Source organism: Gaiella occulta (genome assembly GCF_003351045.1).
In the GTDB taxonomy this organism is placed as follows: Bacteria; Actinomycetota; Thermoleophilia; order Gaiellales; family Gaiellaceae; genus Gaiella; species Gaiella occulta.
The window spans coordinates 26,957-51,823 of sequence record NZ_QQZY01000001.1 but is presented as its reverse complement, the minus strand read 5'-3'; the positions used below and the strand labels follow the sequence as shown (position 1 = coordinate 51,823).

At 73.2% G+C, this 24,867-nt stretch carries 23 protein-coding genes and 1 riboswitch; of the genes, 20 read left to right on the top strand and 3 right to left on the bottom strand.

Features of this window, described 5'->3' with window-relative positions; genetic code table 11:
- The first annotated feature begins 2 nt into the window (after positions 1–2).
- The 12 genes from ilvC (at position 3) to Gocc_RS00215 (ending at position 12,814) form a co-directional block, all read left to right on the top strand.
- A complete protein-coding gene (ilvC, locus tag Gocc_RS00270; protein WP_114795110.1) occupies positions 3–989 on the top strand; it encodes a ketol-acid reductoisomerase in 987 nt (328 codons plus the stop codon).
- Positions 990–2,297: a homoserine dehydrogenase gene (locus Gocc_RS00265; RefSeq protein WP_114794539.1), complete on the top strand. Its 1,308-nt coding sequence runs from the start codon at positions 990–992 to the stop codon at positions 2,295–2,297.
- Positions 2,294–3,262, top strand: a complete 969-nt coding sequence (thrC, locus tag Gocc_RS00260) for a threonine synthase (RefSeq protein WP_114794538.1) — start codon at positions 2,294–2,296, stop codon at positions 3,260–3,262. Before Gocc_RS00265 ends, thrC (Gocc_RS00260) begins: the two co-directional genes overlap by 4 nt.
- Positions 3,259–4,071, top strand: coding sequence for a homoserine kinase (locus Gocc_RS00255; RefSeq protein ID WP_114794537.1), 813 nt, complete (start codon positions 3,259–3,261; stop codon positions 4,069–4,071). Before thrC (Gocc_RS00260) ends, Gocc_RS00255 begins: the two co-directional genes overlap by 4 nt.
- Positions 4,068–4,781: a sulfurtransferase gene (locus Gocc_RS00250; protein ID WP_114794536.1), complete on the top strand. Its 714-nt coding sequence runs from the start codon at positions 4,068–4,070 to the stop codon at positions 4,779–4,781. Before Gocc_RS00255 ends, Gocc_RS00250 begins: the two co-directional genes overlap by 4 nt.
- The gene (ilvD, locus tag Gocc_RS00245; RefSeq protein ID WP_220150365.1) at positions 4,778–6,478 is read left to right on the top strand and encodes a dihydroxy-acid dehydratase; all 1,701 of its coding nucleotides are present in this window, start codon (positions 4,778–4,780) and stop codon (positions 6,476–6,478) included. Before Gocc_RS00250 ends, ilvD begins: the two co-directional genes overlap by 4 nt.
- 46 nt (positions 6,479–6,524) lie before the next feature.
- A riboswitch (SAM riboswitch) is annotated at positions 6,525–6,614 on the top strand.
- A gap of 24 nt (positions 6,615–6,638) precedes the next feature.
- Positions 6,639–7,859, top strand: coding sequence for a threonine synthase (gene thrC, locus Gocc_RS00240; protein ID WP_114794534.1), 1,221 nt, complete (start codon positions 6,639–6,641; stop codon positions 7,857–7,859).
- A 67-nt stretch (positions 7,860–7,926) separates the two neighbouring features.
- Positions 7,927–9,339, top strand: a complete 1,413-nt coding sequence (gene leuC / locus Gocc_RS00235) for a 3-isopropylmalate dehydratase large subunit (RefSeq protein ID WP_114794533.1) — start codon at positions 7,927–7,929, stop codon at positions 9,337–9,339.
- Complete coding sequence (gene leuD / locus Gocc_RS00230) at positions 9,336–9,929, top strand: 3-isopropylmalate dehydratase small subunit (protein WP_114794532.1); 594 nt, start codon at positions 9,336–9,338, stop codon at positions 9,927–9,929. The genes leuC and leuD overlap by 4 nt, the downstream gene beginning before the upstream one ends.
- Positions 9,926–10,918, top strand: a complete 993-nt coding sequence (gene leuB / locus Gocc_RS00225) for a 3-isopropylmalate dehydrogenase (RefSeq protein ID WP_114794531.1) — start codon at positions 9,926–9,928, stop codon at positions 10,916–10,918. The genes leuD and leuB overlap by 4 nt, the downstream gene beginning before the upstream one ends.
- 154 nt (positions 10,919–11,072) lie before the next feature.
- Complete coding sequence (locus tag Gocc_RS00220) at positions 11,073–11,933, top strand: prephenate dehydratase (protein ID WP_114794530.1); 861 nt, start codon at positions 11,073–11,075, stop codon at positions 11,931–11,933.
- Positions 11,930–12,814, top strand: coding sequence for a hydroxymethylglutaryl-CoA lyase (locus tag Gocc_RS00215; RefSeq protein WP_114794529.1), 885 nt, complete (start codon positions 11,930–11,932; stop codon positions 12,812–12,814). Before Gocc_RS00220 ends, Gocc_RS00215 begins: the two co-directional genes overlap by 4 nt.
- A 9-nt stretch (positions 12,815–12,823) precedes the next feature.
- Here Gocc_RS00215 and Gocc_RS00210 read toward each other — a convergent pair whose 3' ends face one another.
- From Gocc_RS00210 to Gocc_RS00200, 3 genes are read right to left on the bottom strand one after another with little or no spacing between them, the layout of a single operon-like run.
- The gene (locus Gocc_RS00210; protein WP_220150364.1) at positions 12,824–13,333 is read right to left on the bottom strand and encodes an HNH endonuclease; all 510 of its coding nucleotides are present in this window, start codon (positions 13,331–13,333) and stop codon (positions 12,824–12,826) included.
- 35 nt (positions 13,334–13,368) lie between these two features.
- Positions 13,369–13,839: a DUF4446 family protein gene (locus Gocc_RS00205; protein WP_114794528.1), complete on the bottom strand. Its 471-nt coding sequence runs from the start codon at positions 13,837–13,839 to the stop codon at positions 13,369–13,371.
- Positions 13,840–15,006 (bottom strand): CARDB domain-containing protein, encoded by a 1,167-nt coding sequence (locus Gocc_RS00200; RefSeq protein ID WP_114794527.1) that lies wholly within the window; start codon positions 15,004–15,006, stop codon positions 13,840–13,842.
- Positions 15,007–15,162: 156 nt separating this feature from the next.
- Here Gocc_RS00200 and Gocc_RS00195 point away from each other — a divergent pair, with 156 nt between their 5' ends.
- Genes Gocc_RS00195 through Gocc_RS00155 form a run of 8 tightly spaced genes read left to right on the top strand, consistent with a single transcriptional unit; the run spans position 15,163 to position 24,852 of the window.
- On the top strand, positions 15,163–16,812 hold the full coding sequence (locus tag Gocc_RS00195) for a serine/threonine-protein kinase (RefSeq protein ID WP_181813245.1): 1,650 nt from the start codon (positions 15,163–15,165) through the stop codon (positions 16,810–16,812).
- Between the two features lie 22 nt (positions 16,813–16,834).
- Entirely contained in the window at positions 16,835–17,668 is an 834-nt protein-coding gene (locus Gocc_RS15865) for an FhaA domain-containing protein (protein ID WP_181813244.1), read from the top strand.
- On the top strand, positions 17,665–18,165 hold the full coding sequence (locus tag Gocc_RS00180; RefSeq protein WP_114794525.1) for an FHA domain-containing protein: 501 nt from the start codon (positions 17,665–17,667) through the stop codon (positions 18,163–18,165). The genes Gocc_RS15865 and Gocc_RS00180 overlap by 4 nt, the downstream gene beginning before the upstream one ends.
- Positions 18,162–19,088, top strand: coding sequence for a Stp1/IreP family PP2C-type Ser/Thr phosphatase (locus tag Gocc_RS00175; RefSeq protein ID WP_114794524.1), 927 nt, complete (start codon positions 18,162–18,164; stop codon positions 19,086–19,088). Before Gocc_RS00180 ends, Gocc_RS00175 begins: the two co-directional genes overlap by 4 nt.
- Entirely contained in the window at positions 19,085–20,398 is a 1,314-nt protein-coding gene (locus Gocc_RS00170; protein ID WP_181813243.1) for an FtsW/RodA/SpoVE family cell cycle protein, read from the top strand. Before Gocc_RS00175 ends, Gocc_RS00170 begins: the two co-directional genes overlap by 4 nt.
- Complete coding sequence (locus Gocc_RS00165; protein ID WP_147281130.1) at positions 20,395–21,873, top strand: peptidoglycan D,D-transpeptidase FtsI family protein; 1,479 nt, start codon at positions 20,395–20,397, stop codon at positions 21,871–21,873. Before Gocc_RS00170 ends, Gocc_RS00165 begins: the two co-directional genes overlap by 4 nt.
- Before the next feature lie 13 nt (positions 21,874–21,886).
- Positions 21,887–23,836, top strand: coding sequence for a Stk1 family PASTA domain-containing Ser/Thr kinase (gene pknB, locus Gocc_RS00160; RefSeq protein WP_114794521.1), 1,950 nt, complete (start codon positions 21,887–21,889; stop codon positions 23,834–23,836).
- Positions 23,833–24,852 (top strand): D-alanine--D-alanine ligase family protein, encoded by a 1,020-nt coding sequence (locus Gocc_RS00155; RefSeq protein ID WP_281268399.1) that lies wholly within the window; start codon positions 23,833–23,835, stop codon positions 24,850–24,852. Before pknB ends, Gocc_RS00155 begins: the two co-directional genes overlap by 4 nt.
- Positions 24,853–24,867 lie beyond the last annotated feature (15 nt).

The window sequence follows — 24,867 nt, the reverse complement described above, 5'->3', positions numbered from 1 at the left end:
GCATGGCGACGATCCTCCGCGACGGCGACCTGGGACTGCTCTCCGGCAAGGTGGCCGTGATCGGCTACGGCAGCCAGGGCCACGCCCACGCCCTCAACCTGCGCGACTCCGGTATCCAGGTCGAGGTGGGCCTCCGTGAGGGCTCCGCCTCCTGGGAGGCGGCCGAGGCGGCAGGCCTCGGCGTGCGCACGATCGCCGAAGCGGTCGGGGGCGCCCAGCTCGTCGCGATCCTGCTTCCCGACCAGGTGCAGCCGCAGGTGTTCGCCGAGCACGTCGCCCCGAGCCTGGCGCCGGGAGCAGCCGTGCTGTTCGCGCACGGCTTCAACGTCCTCTACGAGCGCGTCGCCCCCGCCGGCGCGAACGACGTCATCATGGTCGCCCCGAAGGGCCCCGGTCACGTCGTGCGCCGGCTCTTCACCGAGGGCTACGGAACACCGGCCCTGATCGCGGTGCACCAGGACGCGTCGGGCCGGGCGCGCGACCTCGCGCTCGCCTACGCCGTCGGTATCGGCGCCGGCCGTGCCGGCATCCTCGAGACGACGTTCAAGGAGGAGACCGAGACGGACCTGTTCGGCGAGCAGGCGGTGCTCTGCGGGGGCACCGCGGAGCTCGTGCGCGCGGGCTTCGAGACGCTCGTCGCGGCCGGCTACCAGCCGGAGATCGCCTACTACGAGTGCCTGCACGAGCTGAAGCTGATCGTCGACCTGATGTGGGAGGGCGGCCTCGCCGGCATGCGCTACTCGATCTCCGACACGGCCGAGTTCGGTGACTACACCCGCGGCAGGCGCGTCATCGACGAGCACGTGCGCGAGGCGATGAAGGCGATCCTCGACGACATCCAGAGCGGCGCGTTCGCCCGCGAATGGGTGGAGGACATGGAGAACGGCGAGGCACGCCTGAAGGCGATGCGCGCCGAGGCCGCGCAGACGGCGCTGGAGACGGTCGGCAAGGAGCTGCGCTCCCTCATGCACCGGGCCGGGGACCACTAGGTGGCCTCCGTCGACGTTCCCGTAGCGCTGCTCGGGTACGGCACCGTCGGGGCCGCGGTGCACCGGCTGCTGGAGGAGTCGGCCGACGAGATCGAGCGCGCGACCGGCCACCGGCTGCGCGTCACCCGCGCGCTCGTGCGCGACACCTCGAAGGACCGCGGCTTCTCTCCCGAGCCGGGCGTGCTCAGCGACGACTTCGCGACGATCCGCGACGACCCGGCGATCCAGGTCGTCGCGGAGGTCATGGGCGGCGTCGATCCCGCCGGCGACTACGTGCTCGAGCTGCTGCGCGCGGGCCGCCCCGTCGTGACCGCGAACAAGCAGCTCGTCGCCCGCCGCGGCGCCGAGCTCTTCGAGGCGGCGGCCGCCGGCGGCGTGCAGCTGCGCTTCGAGGCGTCGGTGTGCGCCGCCATCCCCGTGATCAAGGTGCTGCGCGAGTCGCTCGTGGTCACGAACGTGCACCGCGTGCTCGGCATCGTCAACGGCACGACGAACCTCATCCTCTCCGCGATGGAGGGCGGCCGCCCGTACGGGGAGGCGCTCGCGGAAGCGCAGCGGCTCGGGTTCGCCGAGGCCGATCCGACCGAGGACGTCGCCGGCATCGACGCCGCGGCGAAGACGGCGATCCTCGCCACGGTCGCGTTCGGCACCCGCGTGCCGCTCGACTGGGTCGACGTGGAGGGGATCGAGCACGTCACGCTCGACCACGTCGTCGCGGCGCGCGCTCTCGACATGCACCTCAAGCTGATCGGCCGCGCCACACTCGTCGGCGACCGCGTCGACGTGCGAGTGGGCCCGGCGTTCGTCGATCGCCACCACCCGCTCGCCGCCGTCGAGGGGGCGTTCAACGCGGTCATGCTGCAGGGCGACGCGATCCGGGAGATCACGCTGGAAGGGCCGGGCGCCGGAGGCATCGAGACCGCCTCCGCCGTCGTCGCGGACATGGTCTCCGTCGTCGGCACGACCGGGACGGGCTTCCTGCAGAACGACCCGGTGTGGCGCAAGCTGGAGCGGCTGCCGGCGGGCGATCTCACCTCGCCGTTCTACCTCCGGCTCGAGGTCGACGACCGTGCCGGCGTGCTGGCGCGGATCGCGCACGAGCTCGCCGCCGAGGGCGTCTCCGTGGCACGCCTCGTGCAGCAGCCCGGCGACGGGCACGCGGTGCTGCACGTCGTCACGCACGAGGCGCCCGCGGGGCGCGTGGAAGCGGCCCTCACGGCGATCAGGGCGCTGCCCGAGTCGCGCGGCGAGGCGAGCGCGCTGCCCGTCGTGTCGGACCGCGGCGTCGAGGAGCTGGGCTGGACATGACGGCTGCGCTGATCGACCGCTACCGCGACCGGCTCCCCGTCACGGCTGCGACGCCGGTCGTCTCGCTCGGCGAGGGCTCGACGCCCCTGCTGCGGGCGCCGCGCCTGTCGCGGCGGCTCGGCGTCGAGTTGTGGCTGAAGTGGGAGGCGTCGAACCCGACGGGCTCGTACAAGGATCGCGGCATGACCGTGGCCGTGTCGAAGGCGCTGGAGGACGGCGCCGAGGCCGTCATCTGCGCGTCGACGGGGAACACGGCCGCCTCGGCCGCCGCCTATGCGGCGCGCGCCGGCATCCCGGCGCTCGTGCTGACGCCGCAGGGCGCGGTCGCGGGCGCGAAGGCGGCGCAGACGCGCATGCTCGGAGCGAAGGTGCTGGAGGTACGCGGCGACTTCGACGAGGCGCTCGCCGCCGCGCAGGAGCTCGCGCGCCGCGGCACCCATGTGCTCGTCAACTCCGTCAACCCCAACCGGCGCGAAGGGCAGAAGACGGCCGTCTTCGAGATCGTCGAGGAGCTCGGAGCCGCGCCCGACGCGTTCGTGGTCCCGTACGGGGGCGGCGGCAACACGTCCGCCTACGCGAAGGGCCTCGGCGAGCTCTCGCTGGCGGCGCCCCTCTACTCGGTGGAGGCGGAGCATCGCCCGACGACGCTCGCCTCGGCGATCCGCATCGGCGAGCCGGTGCACGCCGGCAGCGTGGCCGCCGCCGGCGCCCACGTGGTCGCCGTCTCCGACGAGGAGATCGTGGTGGCGTGGCGCGAGCTCGCGTCGCTCGAGGGCCTGTTCTGCGAGCCGTCCTCCGCCGCGGGCCTGGCCGCCATCCGCAAGGGCGCCGTCGCCGGCGAGCGGCTCGTCGTCACGATCACGGGTCACGGCCTCAAGGACATCGAGAACGCCGATCGCCACGGGGTCGCCCCCCTGCTCGTCGAGGCCGACCCGGACGCGATCGCACAAGCCGCCCGCGCATGATCGTTCGTGCACCCGCAACGTCGGCCAACGTCGGCCCCGGCTTCGACTGCGTCGCCGTCGCGCTCGACCTCTGGAACGAGCTCGAGCTGAGCGACGGCGACGGCATCACGATCGAGGGCGAGGGGGCGGGCGAGCTCGCCGCCGACGCGTCGAACCTCGCCGTGCGCGCGTACGCGCTGCTCGCCGACCCCGCCGGCAAGCGCTTCCGCTTCACGAACCGGATCCCGCTCGAGCGCGGCCTCGGCTCGTCGGCGGCCGCGATCGCGCTCGGCCTCGCGGCGGCCGCACCCCGTGCGCCGGTCGACGACCTGCTCGCGGCCGGGCTCACGCTCGAGAGCCACTCCGACAACCTCGCCGCCGCCCTGCTCGGCGGGCTCACCGTCGCCTGGGACGGCCGCGCGGCACGGATCGCGGAGACGCTCCCCCTGGCACCGGTCGCCGTCGTGCCACAGACGCGCACCTCCACGGCCGCGTCGCGCGGCACGCTGCCCGCGGCGGTCTCCCACGCCGACGCCGCCTCCACCGCGGGGCGTGCGGCGCTGCTCGGCGCCGCAGCGGTGTCCGGTGACCGGATGCTGTTCGCGGAGGCCCTGTGGGATCGCCTGCACGAGCCCTACCGCCCCTCGGCCGTGCTCGACGCGATCCGCGCGGAGCTGCCGCCCGGTTGCGCCGGCGCGACGCTGTCCGGCTCCGGCCCGACGGTCATCGCCTGGGCCGCCGGCGTGGACGCCTGCGCCGCCGCGCTGCGCGGTCGCTTCCCCGACCACGAGGTGCGCCCCCTGGCCGTGGTGCCGAGGGGAGCGCTGTGACGGTCCGCCTCGTCGACGTGCGGGGGCGCCCCGCATACGCGGCGGGCCACCTGCCGGGTGCCGTGCACCTCGACCCCGAGCGCGACCTGAGCGCGGTCGGGCCCGACCCGGCGCGGGGCGGGCGCCACCCCCTGCCGACGGCGGCGCAGCTGGCGGACGTGTTCGGGCGCGCGGGCATCGGCGGCGACACCTTCGTCCTCGCCGTCGACGACGGCAGCGGCTGGGCGGCGCGCTGCTGGTGGCTGCTGCGACACGTGGGACACGACGCTGCGGGCACGCTCGACCTGCGCGCGTACGCGGGGCCGCTCGTCCGCGACGAGCCGGCCGTCGAGCCCACCGGGTTCGTCGCGCGCGAGCGCGGCGACGACGTGATCGCCGCGGAGGAGATCCTCGCGCGGCTGGGCGATCCGTCCCTCGTCCTCCTCGATGCCCGCAGCCCCGCCCGCTGGCGCGGCGACGAGGAGCCGCTCGACCCGGTCGCCGGCCGCATCCCCGGCGCGCGCAACGCGTTCTTCGAGGAGCCGCTACCCGACGGCGCGACCGAGCCGCCCGAGATCGTCGCCACCTGCGGCTCCGGCGTCACCGCCTGCGTCGTCGCCCAGAAACTCGTCCTCGCAGGCCGCGAGGACGTCCGCCTCTATCCCGGCTCGTTCTCGGAATGGTGCCGCCGGGAGGGCTATCCCATCGAGACAGGAGGCCAGAAGCCGTGAGCACCCCCTACGACCGCCCGTCCGACCCGGCGAAGCGCCACAGCGCCGCCATGACCGACGGCCCCGACCGCGCCGGCGCGCGCTCGATGCTGAAGGCGGTCGGCTTCAGCGACGACGACCTCGCGAAGCCCGTGATCGGCGTCTGCACGACGTGGATCGAGACGATGCCGTGCAACCTCAACCAGCGCGCGCTCGCGCCCCACGTGAAGGAGGGGATCCGCGCCGCCGGGGGCACGCCGATGGAGTTCAACACGATCGCCGTCTCCGACGGCGTCTCGATGGGCACGACCGGCATGCGCGCCTCGCTCGTCTCGCGCGAGACGATCGCGGACTCGATCGAGCTCGTCGCGCGCGGGCACCTGTTCGACGGCCTCGTGTGCCTGATCGCCTGCGACAAGACGATCCCGGCCGCCGTGATGGCCTTGGCACGGCTCGACATCCCCGGTCTCGTGCTCTACACGGGCTCGATCGCGCCGGGCCGCTGGCGTGGCAAGGACGTCACGATCCAGGACGTCTACGAGGGCATCGGCGCCTACAACGCCGGCAAGATCAGCAAGGAGGACCTGCACGAGCTCGAGTCGGCCGCCTGCCCGGCGGCGGGGGCGTGCGGCGGGCAGTTCACCGCCAACACGATGGCGACGGCGCTCGAGTTCCTCGGCATCAGCCCGGCCGGCCGCAACGACATCCCCGCGCTGGACACGTCCAAGAAGGCAGCGTCGGAGGAGGCCGGGAGGCTCGTCGTCGACCTCGTGCGGCGTGACATGCGCCCGTCGTCGATCATCACGAAGGCCTCGCTCGAGAACGCCGCGGCCTCGGTCGCCGCGACGGGCGGGTCCACGAACGGCGTCCTCCACCTGGTCGCGATCGCGAAGGAGCTCGACATCGACTTCACGATCGACGACTTCGACGCCATCTCCGCGCGCACGCCGATCATCGCCGACCTGAAGCCGTTCGGCCGCTTCGTCGCAACCGACGTCCATCGGGCGGGCGGCGTCGCTCTCGTCGCGCGGGAGCTGAAGAAGGCAGGTCTGATCGACCCGACGACGCTCAACGTCGACGGCCGCACGCTCGGCGAGATCGCCGACGCCGCCGTCGAGACGGAGGGGCAGGAGGTGATCGTGCCGATCGAGACGCCGATCAAGTCACGCGGCGGCATCGCGATCCTGCGCGGCAACCTCGCCCCGGAAGGGTGCGTCGTCAAGCTCGCCGGGTCGGAGCGCACTCACCACCGTGGCCCCGCCCGCGTGTTCGACTGCGAAGAGGAGACGTTCGCCGCCGTCAAGGCCGGGAAGATCGTGGCAGGCGACGTGGTCGTGATCCGCTACGAGGGCCCGGCCGGCGGTCCGGGGATGCGCGAGATGCTGCACGTCACGGCCGCGATCGTGGGCGAGGGCCTCTCCGACGAGGTCGCGCTCGTCACCGACGGGCGCTTCTCCGGGGCGACGCACGGCTTCATGGTCGGCCACGTCTGCCCGGAGGCCGTGAAGGGCGGCCCGATCGCCGCGCTGCGCGAGGGCGACACGATCGTCATCGACGTCGACAGCCGCCGCATCGACGTGGAGCTCGCGGACGACGAGATCGCCGCCCGCCTCGCCGACCACGTGACGCCGGCGCCGAAGGTGACGTCCGGCGCGCTCGCCAAGTACGCGTCGCTCGTGCGGCCCGCCTCGGAGGGTGCTGTCACGATGCCCGCGTGAAATATGAGTACACTGTACGTCGTGGGACGGACGCGGGCTCGCCCGCTCCGCATCGAGAGAGGCTGAGGGACCGGCCCTGTGACGCCTCGGCAACCTGCCCCCATGGGCGACGGTGCCAATCCCGGACGGATGTCGAGCGACGACCAGGAGGTTCCGATTCATGCCCGCCGTTTCCCTCGCCTGTCGTAACTGCGCGGCCGAGTACCCGACCACGGCCACCGGCACGTGCGCGACGTGCTTCGGCCCCCTCGATCCCGTGTACGACTGGGAGCAGCTACGCGCCACCGTCTCCCGCGAGCGCATCGAGGCCGGCCCCGCGTCGATCTGGCGCTACGCCGACCTGCTGCCCGTCTCCGCTCCCGAGGACGCCCGCCTTGCGCCCGGCATGACGCCGCTCACCCCGGCGCCGCGCCTCGCCGCCCAGCTCGGCATCGCCGAGCTGTGGTTGAAGCTCGACACGGCGAACCCGACGCACTCGTTCAAGGACCGCGTCGTCGCCGTGGCGGCGCGCAAGGCGCAGGAGCTCGGCTTCGAGACGCTCTCCTGCTCGTCCACCGGCAACCTCGCGGGCGCCGTCGCCGCCCGGGCCGCGGCCGAGGGGCTCGAGGCGGCGGTGTTCGTGCCGGCCGACCTCGAGCCCGAGAAGCTCGCCGCCGCCGCCGTGTACGGCCCTCGCATCTACGCCGTCGACGGCACGTACGACCACTGCTCGCGGTTGTCCGTCGAGCTCTCGTTCGAGCTGCCGTGGGGCTTCGTCAACGTCAACCTGCGCTCGTACTACGCCGAGGGCTCGAAGACGCTCGCCTACGAGATCGCCGAGCAGCTCGGCTGGGAGACGCCGGACGCGGTCGTGATCCCGATCGCCTCGGGCGCGCTCTACCACAAGGTCGGCCAGGGCTTCGACGAGCTGCGCCGCCTCGGCCTCGTGGGCGGCACGACGCCACGCCTGTTCGGCGGCCAGGCCGAGGGCTGCCGCCCCGTCGCCACGGCCTTCGCGAGCGGCTCCCGGGTGACCCCGGTGCGGCCCGACTCGATCGCCCGCTCCCTCGCGATCGGCAACCCGGCCGACGGGGACTTCGCCGTCGCGACGGCACGCGCGACCGGGGGCGCGATCTACGCGGTGCCGGAAGAGGCGATCGGCGAGAACATGGCGCTGCTTGCCGGGACGACCGGCGTCTTCGGCGAGACAGCGACCGGTGTCACCCTGGGCGCGCTGCGGGCCGCGGTCGAGGCGGGCGAGCTCGGCCCGGGCTCGCGCGTCGTCCTGCTCGTCACGGGCGACGGCCTCAAGACCCCCGGGCCCGTGGCACACACCTACGAGCCGGTCGCGATCGAGGCGGATGCCGACGCCTTCCTCGACGACGTCCTCGCCGTCTCCTGACGTCGAGATGGAGGCGAGCAGCTCCGGAGGCGTCCGGAGCTGCTCGCCTCCACAGTACGATTGGACGATGGGCCGAACGCTCTTCGACAAGGTCTGGGACCGGCACGTCGTACGCGACGCGCCGGGCGAGCCGACCCTGCTCTACATCGACCTCCACCTCGTCCACGAGGTCACCTCGCCCCAGGCCTTCGAGGGCCTCCGGCTCTCGGGCCGCAAGGTACGGCGCCCGGAGCTGACGGTCGCGACCATGGACCACAACGTCCCGACGCTGCCGGGTCCGATCACCGACACGATGGCGAAGGCCCAGCTGGAGGCGTTGCGCGCGAACTGCGAGGAGTTCGGCATCCGCCTCTACGGCACCGGCTCGGGCCGCGAGGGAATCGTCCACGTGATCGGGCCGGAGCTCGGCCTCACGCAGCCCGGCAAGACGATCGTCTGCGGCGACAGCCACACCTCGACGCACGGCGCCTTCGGCGCGCTCGCATTCGGCATCGGCACCTCCGAGGTCGAGCACGTGCTGGCGACCCAGACCCTCGACCAGCGCCGTCCGCAGACGATGCTGCTCGAGTTCGTCGGGGCTCTGCCGCCGGGCCTCACGGCCAAGGACCTCATTCTCGGCGCGATCGGCCAGGTCGGCGTCGACGGCGGCGTCGGCCACGTCGTCGAGTACGCGGGGGAGGCGATCGCGGCGCTGACGATGGAGCAGCGCATGACGATCTGCAACATGACGATCGAGTGGGGGGCGCGCGCCGGCATGATCGCACCCGACGAGACGACGTTCGCCTACCTCGAGGGACGACCGTTCGCGCCGGCGGGGGCCGATTGGGAGCGCGCCGTCGAGGACTGGCGCTCCCTCGCCTCCGACGAGGACGCCGTCTACGACGCCCACGTACGGGTCGACGTCCGCGACCTCGCGCCACAGGTGACCTGGGGGACGAATCCGGGCATGGTCGTGCCGGTGACGGGGACGGTTCCCGACCCGTCCTCGCTGCGCAACCCCGACGATCGAACGGCGGCCGAGCGGGCGCTCGAATACATGGGGCTGCGCCCCGGCCAGGCGATCGCGGACATCCGCGTCGACCGCGTCTTCATCGGCTCGTGCACGAACTCGCGCATCGAGGACCTGCGCGCCGCCGCCGCGGTGGTGGCGGGTCGCAAGGTCGACCCGCGCGTGACGGCGCTCGTCGTGCCCGGCTCGGCGCAGGTGCGCCGGCAGGCCGAGGAGGAGGGGCTCGACCGGATCTTCCTCGACGCCGGCTTCGAGTGGCGCCTCGCCGGCTGCTCGATGTGCCTGGGCATGAACCCCGACATCCTCGCGCCGGGCGAGCGCTGCGCCTCGACCTCGAACCGCAACTTCGAGGGGCGCCAGGGCCGCGGCGGGCGCACACACCTCGTCAGCCCGCAGATGGCGGCGGCGGCGGCGCTGCACGGCCGCTTCGTCGACGTGCGCGAGCTCGACGCCGCGGGGGCGCCGGCATGAGACCGATCTCCCGCGTGGAGGGCCGTGTCGCGGTGCTCGACCGCCCCGACGTCGACACCGACCAGATCATCCCCAAGCAGTTCCTCAAGCGCATCGAGCGCACCGGCTACGGCGCGTTCGCGTTCTTCGACTGGCGCTACGACGACGACGGCAACCCGCGGCCGGGCTTCGAGCTCAACCAGCCGCAGTTCGCGGGCGCGAAGGTGCTGCTCGCGGGGCGGAACTTCGGCTGCGGCTCGTCGCGAGAGCACGCCGCCTGGGCGCTGCAGGACTACGGCTTCGACGTCGTCATCGCCCCGTCGTTCGGCGACATCTTCCGCTCGAACGCCGGCAAGGTCGGCATGGTCGCGATCCAGCTCCCCGAGCACGACGTCAAGGAGCTGATGGAGGCCGTCGACCTCGACCGCGGCTCCGAGGTCGTGGTCGACCTCGAGGCGCTGACGGTGACCGCGCCGAACGGCAAGGTGATCCCGTTCTCCTTCGACGAGGCGACCCGCTTCCGGCTGCTCAACGGGCTCGACGACATCGCCCTGACGCTGCAGCACGAAGACGCGATCGCCGCCTACGAACACGCACGGGGCATCGCGTGAGCCACGTCGCCGTCCTGCCCGGCGACGGCATCGGGCCCGAGGTCGCCGCGCAGGCGATCCGCGTGCTCGACGCGCTCGGCATCGCCCACTCCGAGCACGCCTTCGGCGGGAACGCCATTCTCTCCCAGGGGACGCCGCTCCCGGACGACACGCTCGCCGCCTGCCGCGCCGCCGACGCCGTGCTGCTCGCCGCCGTCGGGCTGCCGGAGCTCGAGGGCAGGCCCGTGCGGCCGGAGCAGGGGCTGCTCGGCCTGCGCAAGGAGCTCGGCGTGTACGCGAACCTGCGCCCGGCGCGCGGCGACGGCGTCGACATGATGATCGTGCGCGAGCTCGTCGGCGGCCTCTATTTCGGCGCGAAGGGCGTGCGCGAGGACGGGACATGGTTCGACACGTGCGAGTACTCGCGGCCCGAGGTGGAGCGGATCGCCCGGCGCGGGTTCGAGATCGCGAGGGCTCGCGGCGGCCGGCTCACCTCGGTGGACAAGGTGAACGTGATGCACACCTCGCGCCTGTGGCGGGACGTCGTGACCGCGCTCGGGGAGGACGACTACCCGGACGTTCCCCTCGACCACGCGCTCGTCGACTCGTTCGCGATGACGATCGTGCAGGCGCCGCAGACGATCGACGTCGTGCTGACCGAGAACACCTTCGGCGACATCCTCTCGGACGTCGCCGCCGCCGTGACCGGCGGGCTCGGGCTCGCGGCGTCCGCCTCCCTCGGAGACGCCGGGCCCGGCCTGTTCGAGCCCGTCCACGGCTCTGCGCCGCAGATCGCCGGCCGCGGCATCGCCAACCCGGCGGCGATGCTGCGCTCCGTGGCCCTGCTCCTCGCCTACGGGCTCGGCCGCCCGACCGAGGCGGCCGCGCTGGAGCGGGCAGTCGCCGACGCCCTCGAGGCGGCGCCGACACCGGACATCGGCGGCACGGCGACGACGGCCGCGTTCGGCGACGCCGTCTTGCGCGCCCTCGACGCGACGCCTACCCTGTGACGACGATGCAGAGCGCGCAGCCCCCCTCGTCCCGCCCCGGCTTCGCGCTCTTCGGCTGCGCCTTTACGGGCTAGCCGGCGCTTTCGCTCCACCGCCTCGCGCCGGCTAGCTGAGATCCCCGGCGGATCCGTCGTCTCCTGAAAGGCATCGCCGCATGACATCGAACGAGCTCACCGTCGCCTACCCGGGCCGCGAGGGCGCCCACTCCGCCGCCGCCTGCGACCGCCTCTTCCCGGCCGCGCGCCTCGTGCCACTGCCGGCCTTCTCCGACGTCGTCGACGCCGTCGCGTCGGGACGCGTGCCGTTCGGCGTGCTCCCGATCGAGAGCTCGCTCGTCGGCCCGGTGGCGGAGACGCACGACCTGCTCTACGAGTCGCCGCTCTCGATCGTCGCGGAGGCGATCCTGCCGATCCGGCACTGCCTCGTCGGCCCGGCCGAGATCGCGCTGCACGAGGTTCGCGAGGTGCACTCGCATCCGGTGGCGCTCGACCAGTGCCGCCGGCTGCTCGCGTCGATGCCGGGCGCCTCCGCGACCGTGGCGCCGACGACGGGGGACGCCGCGGCGATCGTCGCCCGTCTCGGCGACCCGGCCGTCGTCGCGATCGCAAGCGACCGCGCCGCGCGCCTGAACGGGCTGACGGTGCTGGCGGAGAACGTCGGCGACCATCCGGAGGCGTTCACGCGCTTCGTCTCGGTCGCGCCCTACACGAGGCTCGACCGGCGGGACGGCGTCTGGCGGACGGCGTTCTCGTTCATCACCGACCACCGGCCCGGCGCCCTCCATCACGCCCTCGAGCCGCTCGCGCGGCACGCCATCGACCTCAACCTGCTCGTCTCGCGGCCGATCCCGTCGCAGCCGTGGAGCTACCGCTTCGACGCCGTGCTCACGGGACACCCGCTCGACCCGGAGATCTCGGCGACGCTGCGGGAGATGCGTGGCCTGACGGCGCACCTGCGCGTCTTCGGCTCCTACCGCGCCGACCGGGAGGGCCAGGCTCTAAGCTCGGCGGCGTGACGGCGATCGAGATCTGCGACGTGGGCCCGCGGGACGGGCTCCAGAACGAGCCGGAGGTGCTCGCACCCGAGCTGCGCGCCGCGCTCGCGAACCGCCTCGCGCTCACCGGCGTGGCGCGCGTCGAGGCCGCCAGCTTCGTGCGCGACGAGCTCGTGCCGCAGATGGCCGGCGCCGAGCAGGTGGCGGCGGCGCTCGAGGCCCGTGACGGCGTCATCTTCGCGGGTCTCGTCCTCAACCGGCACGGTTACGAGCGGCTCCGCGCGACGGCTCTCGCCGAGGTGCACGCGACCTTCGCGGCGAGCGAGACGTTCCAGCGGCGCAACGGCGGCTCGTCGGTCGCCGAGGGGCTCGCCCGCACGGCCGCCGTCATCGCCGCGGCCCATGCGGACGGCCGCCGCGCGACGGTGACCATCTCGACCGCTTTCGGATGCCCGTTCGAAGGGCGCGCCGACCCGATGCAGGTGCTCGACCTCGTCGCCCGGTGTGCGGCGGCGGACGCCGACGAGGTCGTGCTCGCGGACACGATCGGCATCGCCGTGCCGACGGAGGTACGCCGAGCGGTGGAGCGGGCACGCACGACGCGCCTGCCGGTCGGCGTGCACCTGCACGACACGCGTAACACCGCCGTCGCCTGCGCGCTGGCCGCCGTCGAGGCCGGCGCCACGCTCGTCGACGCATCGGTCGGAGGCATCGGCGGCTGCCCCTTCGCGCCCCGCTCGACCGGCAACGTCGCCACCGAGGACGTCGTCTACGCGCTCGAGCGCGAGGGGGTGCAGACCGGCGTCGACCTGGACGCGCTCATCCGGGTCGCGGAATGGCTCGAGCGCACGCTCGCACACCCGCTGCCCGGGAAGGTGTATCGCGCCGGCAGCCGCCCGTAGGCCGGAGCACTAGGCGGCTTCCAGCGAGGGAAGGTACGGGTGCCAGCTCTCCGGAACGCGCTGGGCCGCCAGCCTGATGAACAGCAGGGGCGCGGGCGCCCGCGGTGGATGAGGGAGGGACATCGACGTCTCCTCGAGCAGCCGGTCGCCCTTGCGCAGGTTGCACGGCGCGCACGCGGTGACGACGTTCTCCCACACCGAGTCGCCGCCCCGCGAGCGCGGAACGACGTGATCGAGCGTGAGCCGCCCCTCGCGCGTGCCGCAGTACACACAGCGCCAGCCGTCCCGGGCGAACAGCGCCCGGCGCGAGATGCGGCGCTTGATCGCCCGGGGGACGCGCACGTACTGCAGCAGGCGGATCACGTGCGGCCTCACGAACGCGCCCGCGGCCGAGCGGAGCGGTTGCGCATGGCTCTCGACGACCTCGGCCTTCCCTTTCCACACGAGGACGTGCGCCCGGCGGACCGAGCACACGTTGAGCGGCTCGTAGCTCGCGTTCAGAACGAGGACGTGGTGCACGTGGCGCGAGCGTACCAGCGGGCGCGGCGGCGCCGTCAGCGGGCCATGGCGCGCTCGACGGCCTCCTGCTCCTCCGGTGAGAGCGCGACCGACGCCTTGCCGCGGTCGACGTCCTTCACGTAGATGCGCGCGTAGTCGCGCCCCTGGATCGCGGTGACGACGGTGCCGGTGCGGGTCGCGTCGAGGAATGCGAACGAGGCGGACTGCTGGCCGCCCGTGTCCTCGTAGGCGTCGTAGCGGACGACGGCGGTGTTGGTGATGGCGCCGTCGACGCGACGGTCGACCCGCGAGAGGCCGGCGGCGACCTCGTCCACGGCTCGATGGAGGTCGTCGATGCGCGCCTGCAGCGACACGGCGAAGTCGACCATGTCGCGGGAGGTGCCGCCGAGCACGGCACGCTGCGCCGCCTGCACCCTGCGCAGGCCGCGCGCGAGCAGAAGGACACCGAGCAGCGCGAGGGCCGCGACGGCGCATGCCGCAACGGCGACGGCGAGGGAGTCGAACATCTATCCGATGGAGAAGATGACGGGGTACTCGGCCGTGTTGTTGGCCTTGTTCTGCTCGCCGGAGACGGGCGTCACGTCGACCTTCACCGTCGTCTTCTCCCCGAACGGCGGCTCGGGGATGTCCCTGAAGGTGACCGTCTTGACCTCGCCGATGTCGATCAGGTCGATCGTCTGCTTCTTCACGATCGGCGTCGACCCCTTCGGGATCGTGAGCGTCACCTCGACGCGCACCTCCTGGTTCGCGCCCGTGTTCTTCACGCCCACCTCGAACGCGAGATCCGTCGACGCCTTCACGACGGTCGCGTTGCCGCCGATCGTGAGCGGCGTCCCGGCGGGCAGCACCTTCGTGTACTCGATGCCCGTGCCGTGCACGCCGGACGCGGTGCCGCCCGTGGCGGCGCCGTGGATGCGCTGCCAGATCGACGTCATCGAGCGGGCGCTGTAGAGGTCGGCGTTGGCGGCGAAGACGGATGCGGGAACCGTGACATCGCTCAGGCCCTCGTTCTGCACCGCCGCCTGCGCGGGCGCGCGGAAGAGGTCCTGCCAGACGACGTCGCTCGCCTCGAGGCGCCGCGCCTGCGCCGCCAGCTCCTCTCCGGCCGTGGTCGCCTTCTTCGCGTCCTGGCCCTTCGTCGCCTTGAACGTGGCGAGCAGGCCCTGCATGCCGCCGGCGCGCAGCTGCAGCGCCTCGATCGCATGCTCGTGCGCCGGCCGCAGCGGCCCCGGCACGTCGAGGCCCTGCGCCTGGCCGATGTCCTGCTGCTGTCGCTGGATCAGCCCGCCGAGCTTCGTCTCCAGCTCCGTCTGCTTGAGGCCGGGGGTCGTGAGCAGCTCCGCCAGGTCGGCGCCGATCTTGGTCGAGCTCGACCCGACGCCGCCGATGTCGCTCATATAGCGGTTGTAGGTGTCGCGCTTCTGGCTGCTCGAGCAGCCCTGGCCCCAGACGACGAGCAGGACGACGATCACGATCGCGAACGCGATCAGGCCGACCAGGCGCAGCAGCGGCGTGAGACCGTGCGGGGCGCGGAACGCCGGCCGCCGCGGCCCCCGGCCGCCGCCGCCCTGCGGCCGCCCTGCGCCGGCAGGCCGCCGCTCGCCGTGCGTCTCACGGGTCGCGTCGTCCTCGAAGAAGTCGAAGTCGAGAATGTCGTCGTCGTGCGCGCTCACGCATCTGCTCCCGTCGGGGGGACGGGGCGAGTGTACGACATGCTTCGGCCGGGAGGCAGGAAGAGAGCGATTCCGCGCAACCTGCCCTGCCCCGTGGCAGCCCCGCCGCGGCGGCACGGAAGGACGTGTCCGCGCGGCGGCGAAGGGGCCTCCGACGTGTCGAGCGCCGCCTACGCCCTTCCGCAACGAGACCTCGTCCTCGACCGATACCGCCCCCTGCGCCCGCTCGGTCGCGGTGGCTCGGGCTCGGTCTGGCTCGCGCGCGACGAGCGCACCGGGCTCGAAGTGGCGCTCAAGATCGTGCCGCGGGAGGGCAAGCGCGCCTCGCGCGCGGCCCGCGAGATGGAGGCGGCGTCGCGGCTGCGGCACGAGCGCTGCGTACGCGCCTACGACTTCGGCGGGGACGCCGGCCACGTCTACATCGCCTACGAATACGTCCAGGGACGCACGATGCGCGAGGCGCTGCGGGCCGGCAAGCTGACGGATCGCGCGTCGATCGAGGCGGCTGCGCAGGTTCTGGACGGCCTTGCGCACGCGCACCGGCTCGGCATCGTCCACCGCGATGTGAAGCCCTCGAACGTGCTCATCGAGGACAAGCCCGAGCTGTCGGTGCGCCTGCTCGACTTCGGCCTCGCGCAGTTCGACGAGACGGACACGCTCACCGCGGTCGGGGACGTGCCCGGCACGCTCGCCTACATCTCGCCGGAGCGACTCGCGGGCGGCGAGGCGACGACGGCGAGCGACGTGTGGGCCGTCGGTGTCCTGCTCTGGGAGGCGCTCGCCGGCCAGCACCCGTTCTGGGGCGTGCCTCTGCCCCAGGTCGCCGCCGCGATCGAGGCGGGCGCACCGCCGATCACGAAGCAGCGGCCCGATCTCGCGGCCGCGCTCGTCGAGGCGATCGAGTCCGCGCTGGCCGTCGACCCGTCGCGCAGGCCATCGGCCGAGCGTCTCGCCGTGCAGCTGCGCGCCGCCGTCGGCGCCCCCCGCCGTGCGCGCCATGTCGTGCCGCGGCCGCCGGCAGCCCGCCGCGCCCGGCCGGCGCGCGCCGCGGCACGGCTGCCGCTGGAGCGCCGGCTCGTCCCCGCCGGGCTCGCGGCGGCGACCACCGTCGCAGCGGCGACGCTGCTGCCCTTCTGGACGCCCGGCCTCGTGCTGCTGCTCGCCCTCGCCGCCGGGCTCGCGGCGCTCCGCTCGCCGCGGGCAGGGCTTGCGATCGCGCTGTTCGCTCCGGTCTTCCCGCTCGGCAATCTCGCACAGGCGGCGGCGGTCGCCTACGCGGTCGTCGCGCTCGGCTGGCTCGCCCTCTGCTGGCGCGACGCGCGTGCCGGGCTGCTCTTCGCGGCCGCGCCGATCCTCGCCTCGCTGGGGGCCCTCGCGCTGCTGCCACTCGCCGTCCAGCCCGCGCGTGGCGCGGCGCGGCGCGCCGCCCACGCAGGCGTCGGAGTCCTCGTCGCGGCGCTCGTGGCGGGGCTTCGCGGCGCTCCCCTGCCGCCGGCGGGAGCGCGCGTGGAAAGCCTCGGGCTCGCGGGCTCGACGCGCGTCGGGGACGTGGTCGCGGCCGCCACCTCGGTGCTCGCCGCCGACCCGGCGATCCCGGTCGCCGCCGCCGGGCTCGCGCTCACCGCCGCGCTGCTCCCCGCCGCGCGGCGCCGGGGGCTGTGGGGCATCGCGGCGCTCGGCGCGCTGCAGCTGGCGGTCGTGCTGCTCGGCGCACCCGGGGTTCCCGCGCTCGGCTTCGTGCTCGGCACCTGGCTGCTGTGCGGCGTGCTCGCCGCGGTGTCGCGCGCGAGTGGCCGCTACCCTTAGCGCGGAGGAGGCCTCCCCCGCAATGAGCGTCCTGCGCACCATCGAGAGCAAGATCGAAGGCCTCTTCGAAGGCGTCTTCGGCCGGGCCTTCCGCGCGCACGTGCAGCCGGTCGAGCTCGCCCGCAAGCTGGCGAAGGAGATGGACGAGCACCGCTCGGTCTCCGTCTCGCGCGTCTACGTCCCGAACGAGTACACCGTCTACCTCTCGCCCGGCGACCGGCAGCAGTTCGCGTCGTACGAGGGATCGCTGATCGGCGAGCTGCAGGAGTACCTGACGGAGCACGCGCGCAGGGAGGGCTATGCCCTGCTGACGCCGCCGCGCGTCTCGATCACGACCGACGTCGACCTCGTGATCGGGGAGTTCGGCATCGCCACCCGTGTGGCGCAGCCCGAGGAGGGCCTGCCGCCGCTGCCGCCTGCGTCCAGCGCCCCGATCCCGGCGCCGCCGACGCCCCTCGTGCCGGCGCCGCCGGCCGCGACGCCCGCTCTCGACAGCGCGCCGGCGGCGACGATGATCTACCGCTCACCGCCGTTCGCGCGGGAGGACGGTGTCGCGCCGCCCGAGCCGGAGCGCGAGGTGGTGACGCTGACCGTGGACGGTCGCGCCCACCCGATCACGTCACGGTCGGTCGTCATCGGCCGGTCGCGAGAAGCGGACATCCGGCTCGCCGACGTCAACGTGTCCCGCCGCCACGCCGAGATCGTGCAGGAGGGCGCGACCTACTGGCTCGTCGATCTCGGGTCGACGAACGGCACCGACGTGAACGGCCGCCGGGTGACGCGGGCCAAGCTGGCGGACGGCGACCGCATCACCATCGGCGCCACGGACATCGTCTTCGGCCGCGCGCTCCCGTGACGGGCGTACTCGGCGCCGTCGACGCCGACGTGGCGCTGCTGGCGCTCAAGATCGGCTTCCTCATCCTGCTCTACCTGTTCATCTGGGCGGTCGTGCGGTCGGCCACGCGCGACCTGCGCGCCGCCCCCCAGGAGTCGCTCGTCATCGGCGCGCAGGAGGCGGACGCACTGCGCGCGCGCTACGAGCCCGTCGTGCGGGGGCCACGAGCACGGCTGCTCGTGCTCGACAGCCCGGCCCTGCAGGCGGGCAGCATGCTCGAAGTCGCGGCGCCGACGCGCCTCGGGCGCGGCGGTGAGAACGCGGTGCGGCTCGACGGCGACGAGTTCGTGTCGACGCGCCACGCGCTGCTCGAGCCGCGCCCCGACGGCCTCTGGGTCGAGGACCTCGGATCCACGAACGGGACGTTCGTGAACGGTGCACGCGTGACGAGCGCCCGGCTGCTGCGCAGCGGCGACGTCCTCCGCATCGGCCAGACAGACCTGAGGGTGGAGCGATGAGAATCGGCCGGGCGAGCGCGCTGACGGACACGGGACGCCGGCGCCTGCAGAACGAGGATGCATTCGTCTGCGATCCGCCGCTGTTCGCGGTCGCCGACGGCATGGGCGGCGCACAGGCAGGCGAGATCGCCTCGCGTCTTGCCGCGGCCGCGCTCGAGGAGCGCGCCCTCGAGCTCCGCGGCGCCGAGGCCGTCGCGGAGCTCGTGCGGGAGGCCAACGACCGTATCTTCCGGCACGCGCTCGGCGATCCGACCGTGGCGGGCATGGGGACGACGGTGACGGCCATGCTCGTCGACGAGCGGGCCGGGACGATCGCGATCGGGCATGTCGGCGACTCTCGCGCCTACAGGGTGCGCGGCGGCGAACTGGCACAGCTGACGGCCGACCACTCGCTCGTGGCCGAGCTCGTCCGCAGCGGGCGGCTCTCGCCCGAGGAGGCGGAGCAGCATCCCCACCGCTCGGTGATCACCCGCGCGCTCGGGACGGAGGCGCAGGTGGAGGTCGACGCGCTCACGGTGTCGATGCTTCCCGGCGACCTCTACCTGCTGTGCTCCGACGGCCTCACCTCGATGGTGCGCGACGCGGACATCCTCGCGCTGCTCGACGCGGCCGGCGGCGATCCAGAGCGGGGCGCCGGGGCGCTCGTCGACGCCGCCAACGGCGCCGGCGGCGAGGACAACATCACGGTCGTGCTGTTCGAGGTGATCGACGGCGAGCCGCCCCCATCGGAGCTCGCCGCCGAGCCCGACGCCGTGACCGCCGAGCAGGCAGTACCGGGCGGGGCGCCGCAGCCGCCGCCGCCGACCGCGCCGCCCGTGCGACGTCACGGCGCGGGTGCGGGCGGGCGCCGGCTCGCGCTCGCCGCGGTCGTCGCGGCGGCTACCGTCGGCCCGCTGCTCGTGTGGTGGGGCATCGCGCGGTGAGCGCGCGCAACAAGGAGCTCGCCAACCTCCTCCTCGCGGCGGTCGTCGCCTCGGCGGCCTTCGCCAGCGTCTCGATCGCCCAGAGCGGGCTCGCCTCCGTCCGCTGGCTCGGCTACGTCGGGGTCGTCTTCGGCCTCTACCTCGTCGGCCATCTCGTCGCACGCGTCGCGGTGCCCTGGGCCGATCCGACGCTGCTGCCGCTCGCCGGGCTGCTGACCGCGATCGGCCTGACGGTGATCTACCGCCTCGGGCCCGGCGACGCCCGCCGGCAGGCGCTGTGGGTGGCGCTCGGCGTGGCCGCCTTCGCCGCGACGCTCCTGTGGCTGCGCTGGGACTACCGCGTGCTCGAGCGCTACAAGTACCTGTTCGGCGTCTCCGCCGTCGTGCTGCTGCTGTTGCCGTCGGTGCCGGGGCTCGGGTACCGCGTCAACGGCGTCAATCTGTGGGTGAGGATCGGCGCCTTCCAGTTCCAGCCCGGCGAGCTCGCGAAGATCTTCCTCATCGTCTTCCTTGCCGGCTACCTGCGCGACAAGCGCGAGTCGCTCGCGCAGGGGCGGCTGAAGGACCTCGGACCGCTGCTCGCGATCTGGGGCGCCGCCATGCTCGTGCTCGTGCAGACGAGCGACCTCGGCTCGGCGCTGCTCAACTTCGGCATCTTCCTCGCGATGGTGTATGCCGCCACCGGGCGCGTGCTCTACGTCGGCGTCGGCCTGACACTGTTCGTGGCGGGATCCGCGGCCCTCTACAACGCGCTCTCGCGCGTGCAGCAGCGCGTCACGGTGTGGCTGCACCCGTGGACCGACGAGAAGGTGCACTGCGCGATCAACGGGAAGCTCGAGTACCGTCAGAACTGCGACTCGTACCAGCTCGTGAAGAGCCTCTACTCGATTGCAAACGGCGGCTACGGCGGCACCGGGCTCGGCAAGGGCACGTTCGAGACGGTGGACGGCGCGCCGCTGATCCCGTACCTCAAGACGGACTTCGTCTACTCGGCGCTCGCCCAGGAGCTCGGCCTGATCGGGGCGGCGGCGGTGCTGCTCCTGTTCATGGTCGCCGTCGCCCGCGGCATGCGCATCGCGCTCATCGCCCAGGACGGCTTCTCGAAGCTGCTCGCCACGGGGCTCACCTTCGGCCTCGCCCTGCAGACGTTCATCATCGTCGGCGGCGTGCTGCGTGTCGTGCCGCTGACGGGCATCACGCTGCCGTTCGTCTCCTACGGCGGCTCGTCGATCATCTCGAACTTCGTCCTGCTGGCCCTGCTCATGCTCGTCTCCAACCGGGCCTCGGCGTCGGCGGCGGAGCGCCTTTGAACCGTCAGATCGGCCGGGTCGGAACGATCGCGATGGGGCTTCTCGTCGTCCTCATCGTCGCGACGACGTACTGGCAGACGTGGGCTCGCCCCGCGCTCGCCGAGCGGCAGGACAACGAGATCCAGCGCGTCGCCCAGTTCGAGATCAAGCGCGGCCTCATCCTCTCTCCCTCCCGCGTGCTCGCGCGCAACCGCGCCCGCACGACGAACGGGCACACGCTCTACTTCCGCCGCTACCCGCAGGGTCGCCTCACCGCCCACGTGGTCGGCTACTCCACGGTCGCGCGCTCGCGCACCGGCCTCGAGCGATCGCTCAACGAGGCGCTCACCGGCTCGTCGCAGAGCCTCTCGTCGCTCGTCGACCGGTCGCTGGACAAGCTCAACGGCAAGCCGATCGTCGGCGAAACCGTCGTCACGTCGCTCGACGTCGGCGCCCAGCGCGCCGCCTTCGAGGCGCTCGGCTCCAACTGCGGAGCCGTCGTCGCGCTCGATCCGCGCACGGGACGCGTGCGCGTGATGGCGTCGTCGCCGAGCTACGACCCGAACGACGTCGAGACGAACTTCGGCCGCATCGAGCGCATCAGCGCCAACTGCAAACCCGCCTCGCCGCTGCTCAACCGGGCGAGCCAGGGCCTCTACCCGCCGGGGTCGACGTTCAAGGTCGTGACGGCGTCGGCTGCGCTCGAGTCCGGCCGCTACACCCCCTCCTCCACCTTCACCGACCCCGGGTACTGCACGGTGTACGGCAAGCGCGTGAACAACTTCGACACGTCGCGGCCGTTCGGCACCATCTCGCTCGCGACCGCGCTCCAGCACTCGGTCAACTCGGTCTTCTGCAACATCGGCCTCGCGCTCGGGGCGAAGCGGATCCTCGCGCAGGCGAAGCGGTTCGGGTTCTACGAGCGCCCGCCGCTCGAGACGCCGGAGAGCGAGCGTCTCCCGAGCGGCCTCTACCGCCGCGGGTCGCTCTACGACCCGAAGCGCGACCGCGACGTCGACGCCGGCCGCATGGCGTTCGGCCAGGAGCGCCTGCTCGTGACGCCGCTGCAGATGGCGATGGTGGCGGGCGCGATCGGCAACGGCGGCATCCTCATGCGCCCGTCCGTCGTCGAGAAGATCGTGACGCCGAACGGCAAGACGCGCGAGCGCACGAGACCGGAGCAGCTCGGGCGCGCGGTGCGGCCGGCGACCGCGCGCGACGTCGGCGAGATGATGGTGCGCGCCGTGGAGGCGGGCACCGGCGTCGCGGCACGGATTCCCGGCCTGCGCGTCGGCGGCAAGACGGGCACGGCCGAGACCGGGGTCGCCGGCAGCAACATCACCTGGTTCATCGCGTTCGCGGGCCCGGAGGGCGCCAGGCCGGAGCTCGCGGTCGCCGTCGTGCTCCAGAACCAGTCGCTGACGGGCGGTGCCACCGCCGCGCCGATCGCCCGCACCGTGATGCAGGCGCTCCTGACACCGACGGCGAATCCCTAACGTACGGAGGCGCATGGCACACACCGACCTCACCGGATCGCTGTTCGCAGGCCGCTACCGCCTCGAGCGCAAGCTCGGCGCCGGCGGCATGGCCGACGTCTGGCTCGCCGAGGACCAGGAGCTCGGCCGCCGCGTCGCGGTGAAGCTGCTGCACGAGCGCTACGCGAACGACGCGCAGTTCGTCGAGCGCTTCCGTCGCGAGGCGACGCACGCGGCGGCGCTGTCGCACCCGAACATCGTCTCGATCTACGACCGCGGCGTCGACGACGGCTCCTACTTCATCGTGATGGAGTACATCGAGGGCAGGACGCTGAAGGAGCTGATCGTGACACGCGGCCCGTGTCCGGTGCCGGTCGCGATCTCGTACACGCGCCAGATCCTCGCGGCGCTCCGCTACGCGCACCGCAACGGGATCATCCACCGGGACATCAAGCCGCACAACGTGCTCGTCGACCGCGAGGGACGCGTCAAGGTCGCCGACTTCGGCATCGCCCGGGCGGGCGCGAGCGAGATGACGGAGGCGGGCTCGATCGTCGGCACGGCGCAGTACCTGTCGCCCGAGCAGGCGCGCGGCGCCCCCGTCGAGGAAAGCTCCGACCTCTATTCCACCGGGGTCGTCCTGTACGAGCTGCTCACGGGCACGGTGCCGTTCGGCGGCGAGACACCGGTCGAGATCGCGATGAAGCATCTCTCGCAGACGCCGGATTCTCCGTCGACCCGCCGCGACGGCATTCCGCACGGGCTCGACCTCGTGGTGCTGCGCGCGCTCGCCAAGGAGCCGGCCGATCGCTACCGCTCGGCCGGCGACATGGATCGCGACCTCGAGCTCGTCGCCCGCGGCGACGCGGTCGGCAGCGAGACCGAGAACGCCGCGACGATGGTGCTCGCGGGCGCCGGGGCGCTCGACGAGACCGCGGCCACGCGCCTTGCTCCTCGCGTCGGCGGCACGGGGGGTGCGTACGGCGGCGGAGAGCGCTACCGCGCCTACGACGGCCCCGTCGTGCGGCGACGCAGCATCTGGCCGTGGCTGCTCGCGCTCGGCGCGCTGCTCGCGCTCGCCGCCGCCGGCTACTTCCTCTACGACAAGGTGCAGAGTCAGATCGACAGCACCAAGCCGCTGCGCGTGCAGCAGTACACCGGGCTCGTGGAGCGGAAGGCGGTCACGCTCATCCACGCCGACGGCTTCGACGACAACGTGCGCCGCGTTCCGAACGCCGACACGCCGGTCGGCATCGTCTTCGCGCAGCAGCCGGAGGAGGGCACGAGCCTCGCGCGCGGCGGCATCGTCACCATCCTCGTCTCCAGCGGCAAGCCGACGGTCAAGGTGCCCGGCGTCGTCGGCACGTCTCTCGCCGACGCTGTGGCGACGCTGACCCAGGCGGGCCTGCAGGCGAAGACCGTGGGCGTCCCCTCCGACAAGCCGACGAACATCGTGACGGGCCAGGATCCGAAGCCGGGAACGCCGCTCGTGTCGGGGGCGACGGTGAGGATCAACTACTCGACGGGGCCGAAGCCCGTCGGCGTGCCCGCCGTCGTGGGAATGGACTACGCAACCGCGCTCGGGCTGCTGCAGGCGCAGGGGTTCGCCGTCAAGCGCACCCCCGTCGAGAGCGACCAGCCGGCCGGGGTCGTCGTGAGCCAGGTGCCTCTCGGGAACTCGACCGCGACGAAGGGCTCGACCGTGGTCGTCTCCGTCTCGAACGGCCCGACGACGACGACGCTCCCGGACGTCAGCGGGCAGCTGGAGGCGGACGCGCGCGCGACGCTGAAGGCCGCCGGCTTCAAGGTCACGGTGACCCGGCAGGACACCGACGTGCAGGCCTTCGACGGCGTCGTGATGTCGCAGGATCCGCCGGGCAACAGCGACCAGCAGCCCGGGACGGTCGTGACGCTGTTCGTCGGCACGTACGTTCCGCCGACCACGACCACGACCACGACCGCCACGACCGCCACGACGCCGTGAGCGCGCGCATGCGGATCGCGATCCTCGCCGGTGGACGCTCGAGCGAGCGCGCGGTCTCGCTGGCCTCCGCCCGCTCGGTGCTCGACGCGCTCGATCCCGCCCGCTACGAGACGCGGGTGATCGAGATCGGCCGCGACGGCACGTGGGCGCTTCCCGCCGCCGCCGGCTCTGCCGCGCCGGCCGCGGCGGCGGCGGCGCCGTCGCTCCCGATCCCGACTGCCGCCGCCCCGGCGGCCCTCGGCGCCGTCGACGTCGTGCTCCCGATCCTGCACGGCCCGTTCGGCGAGGACGGGACGGTGCAGGGCCTGCTCGAGCTCGCCGGCGTTCCGTACGTCGGCTCGGGCGTGGCGGCGTCGGCGCTGTGCATGGACAAGGATCTGTTCAAGGCGGTGCTGCGCGACCGCGGCATTCCCGTGGCGCCGAACCTCACGCTGCGCGCCGGTGACCCCGTGCGGAACCCGTTCGGCTACCCCGTGTTCGTCAAGCCGGCGCGGCTCGGGTCGTCGGTCGGCATCTCGAAGGTAACCGAGGAGCGTGATCTCGAGGCCGCCGTCGCGCTTGCCCGCCGCCACGACGACAAGGTGCTGGTGGAGGAGTTCCAACCGGGCATGGAGGTCGAGGTGGGCGTGCTCGGAGACCGGGATCCGGTCGCCTCGCCGGTCGGCGAGATCGTCGCCCGGGCGGACTGGTACGACTTCGACGCGAAGTACGCCGACGGCGGCATGGAGCTCGTCGTGCCGGCCCGCCTGCCGCACGAGGCGGCGGAGCGGGTGCGCCGCCTCGCGATCGAGTCGTTCGTGGCGACCGACTGCGAGGGCATGGCCCGCGTCGACTTCTTCGTGCGGCCCGACGGCGAGGTGGTCGTGAACGAGCTGAACACGATCCCGGGCTTCACCGCGACGAGCGTGTACGCGAAGCTGTTCGACGCCGCCGGCATCCCCTATGCGGAGCTGCTCGACCGGTTGATCGCGCTGGCGCTCGAACGCCACGAGCGCCGCTCGCGGCTCGAGTACTAGGTCTCCCCGGCCCTC

What these genes read in the sequence shown, in the direction of transcription:
- ilvC (WP_114795110.1), top strand. Translation starts at nt 3, where the DNA reads ATGGCGACGATCCTCCGCGACGGCGACCTGGGACTGCTCTCCGGCAAG.
- thrC (WP_114794538.1), top strand. Translation starts at nt 2,294, where the DNA reads ATGACGGCTGCGCTGATCGACCGCTACCGCGACCGGCTCCCCGTCACG.
- Gocc_RS00255 (WP_114794537.1), top strand. Translation starts at nt 3,259, where the DNA reads ATGATCGTTCGTGCACCCGCAACGTCGGCCAACGTCGGCCCCGGCTTC.
- thrC (WP_114794534.1), top strand. Translation starts at nt 6,639, where the DNA reads ATGCCCGCCGTTTCCCTCGCCTGTCGTAACTGCGCGGCCGAGTACCCG.
- leuC (WP_114794533.1), top strand. Translation starts at nt 7,927, where the DNA reads ATGGGCCGAACGCTCTTCGACAAGGTCTGGGACCGGCACGTCGTACGC.
- leuD (WP_114794532.1), top strand. Translation starts at nt 9,336, where the DNA reads ATGAGACCGATCTCCCGCGTGGAGGGCCGTGTCGCGGTGCTCGACCGC.
- Gocc_RS00220 (WP_114794530.1), top strand. Translation starts at nt 11,073, where the DNA reads ATGACATCGAACGAGCTCACCGTCGCCTACCCGGGCCGCGAGGGCGCC.
- Gocc_RS00205 (WP_114794528.1), bottom strand. Translation starts at nt 13,839, where the DNA reads ATGTTCGACTCCCTCGCCGTCGCCGTTGCGGCATGCGCCGTCGCGGCC.
- Gocc_RS15865 (WP_181813244.1), top strand. Translation starts at nt 16,835, where the DNA reads ATGAGCGTCCTGCGCACCATCGAGAGCAAGATCGAAGGCCTCTTCGAA.
- Gocc_RS00175 (WP_114794524.1), top strand. Translation starts at nt 18,162, where the DNA reads ATGAGAATCGGCCGGGCGAGCGCGCTGACGGACACGGGACGCCGGCGC.
- pknB (WP_114794521.1), top strand. Translation starts at nt 21,887, where the DNA reads ATGGCACACACCGACCTCACCGGATCGCTGTTCGCAGGCCGCTACCGC.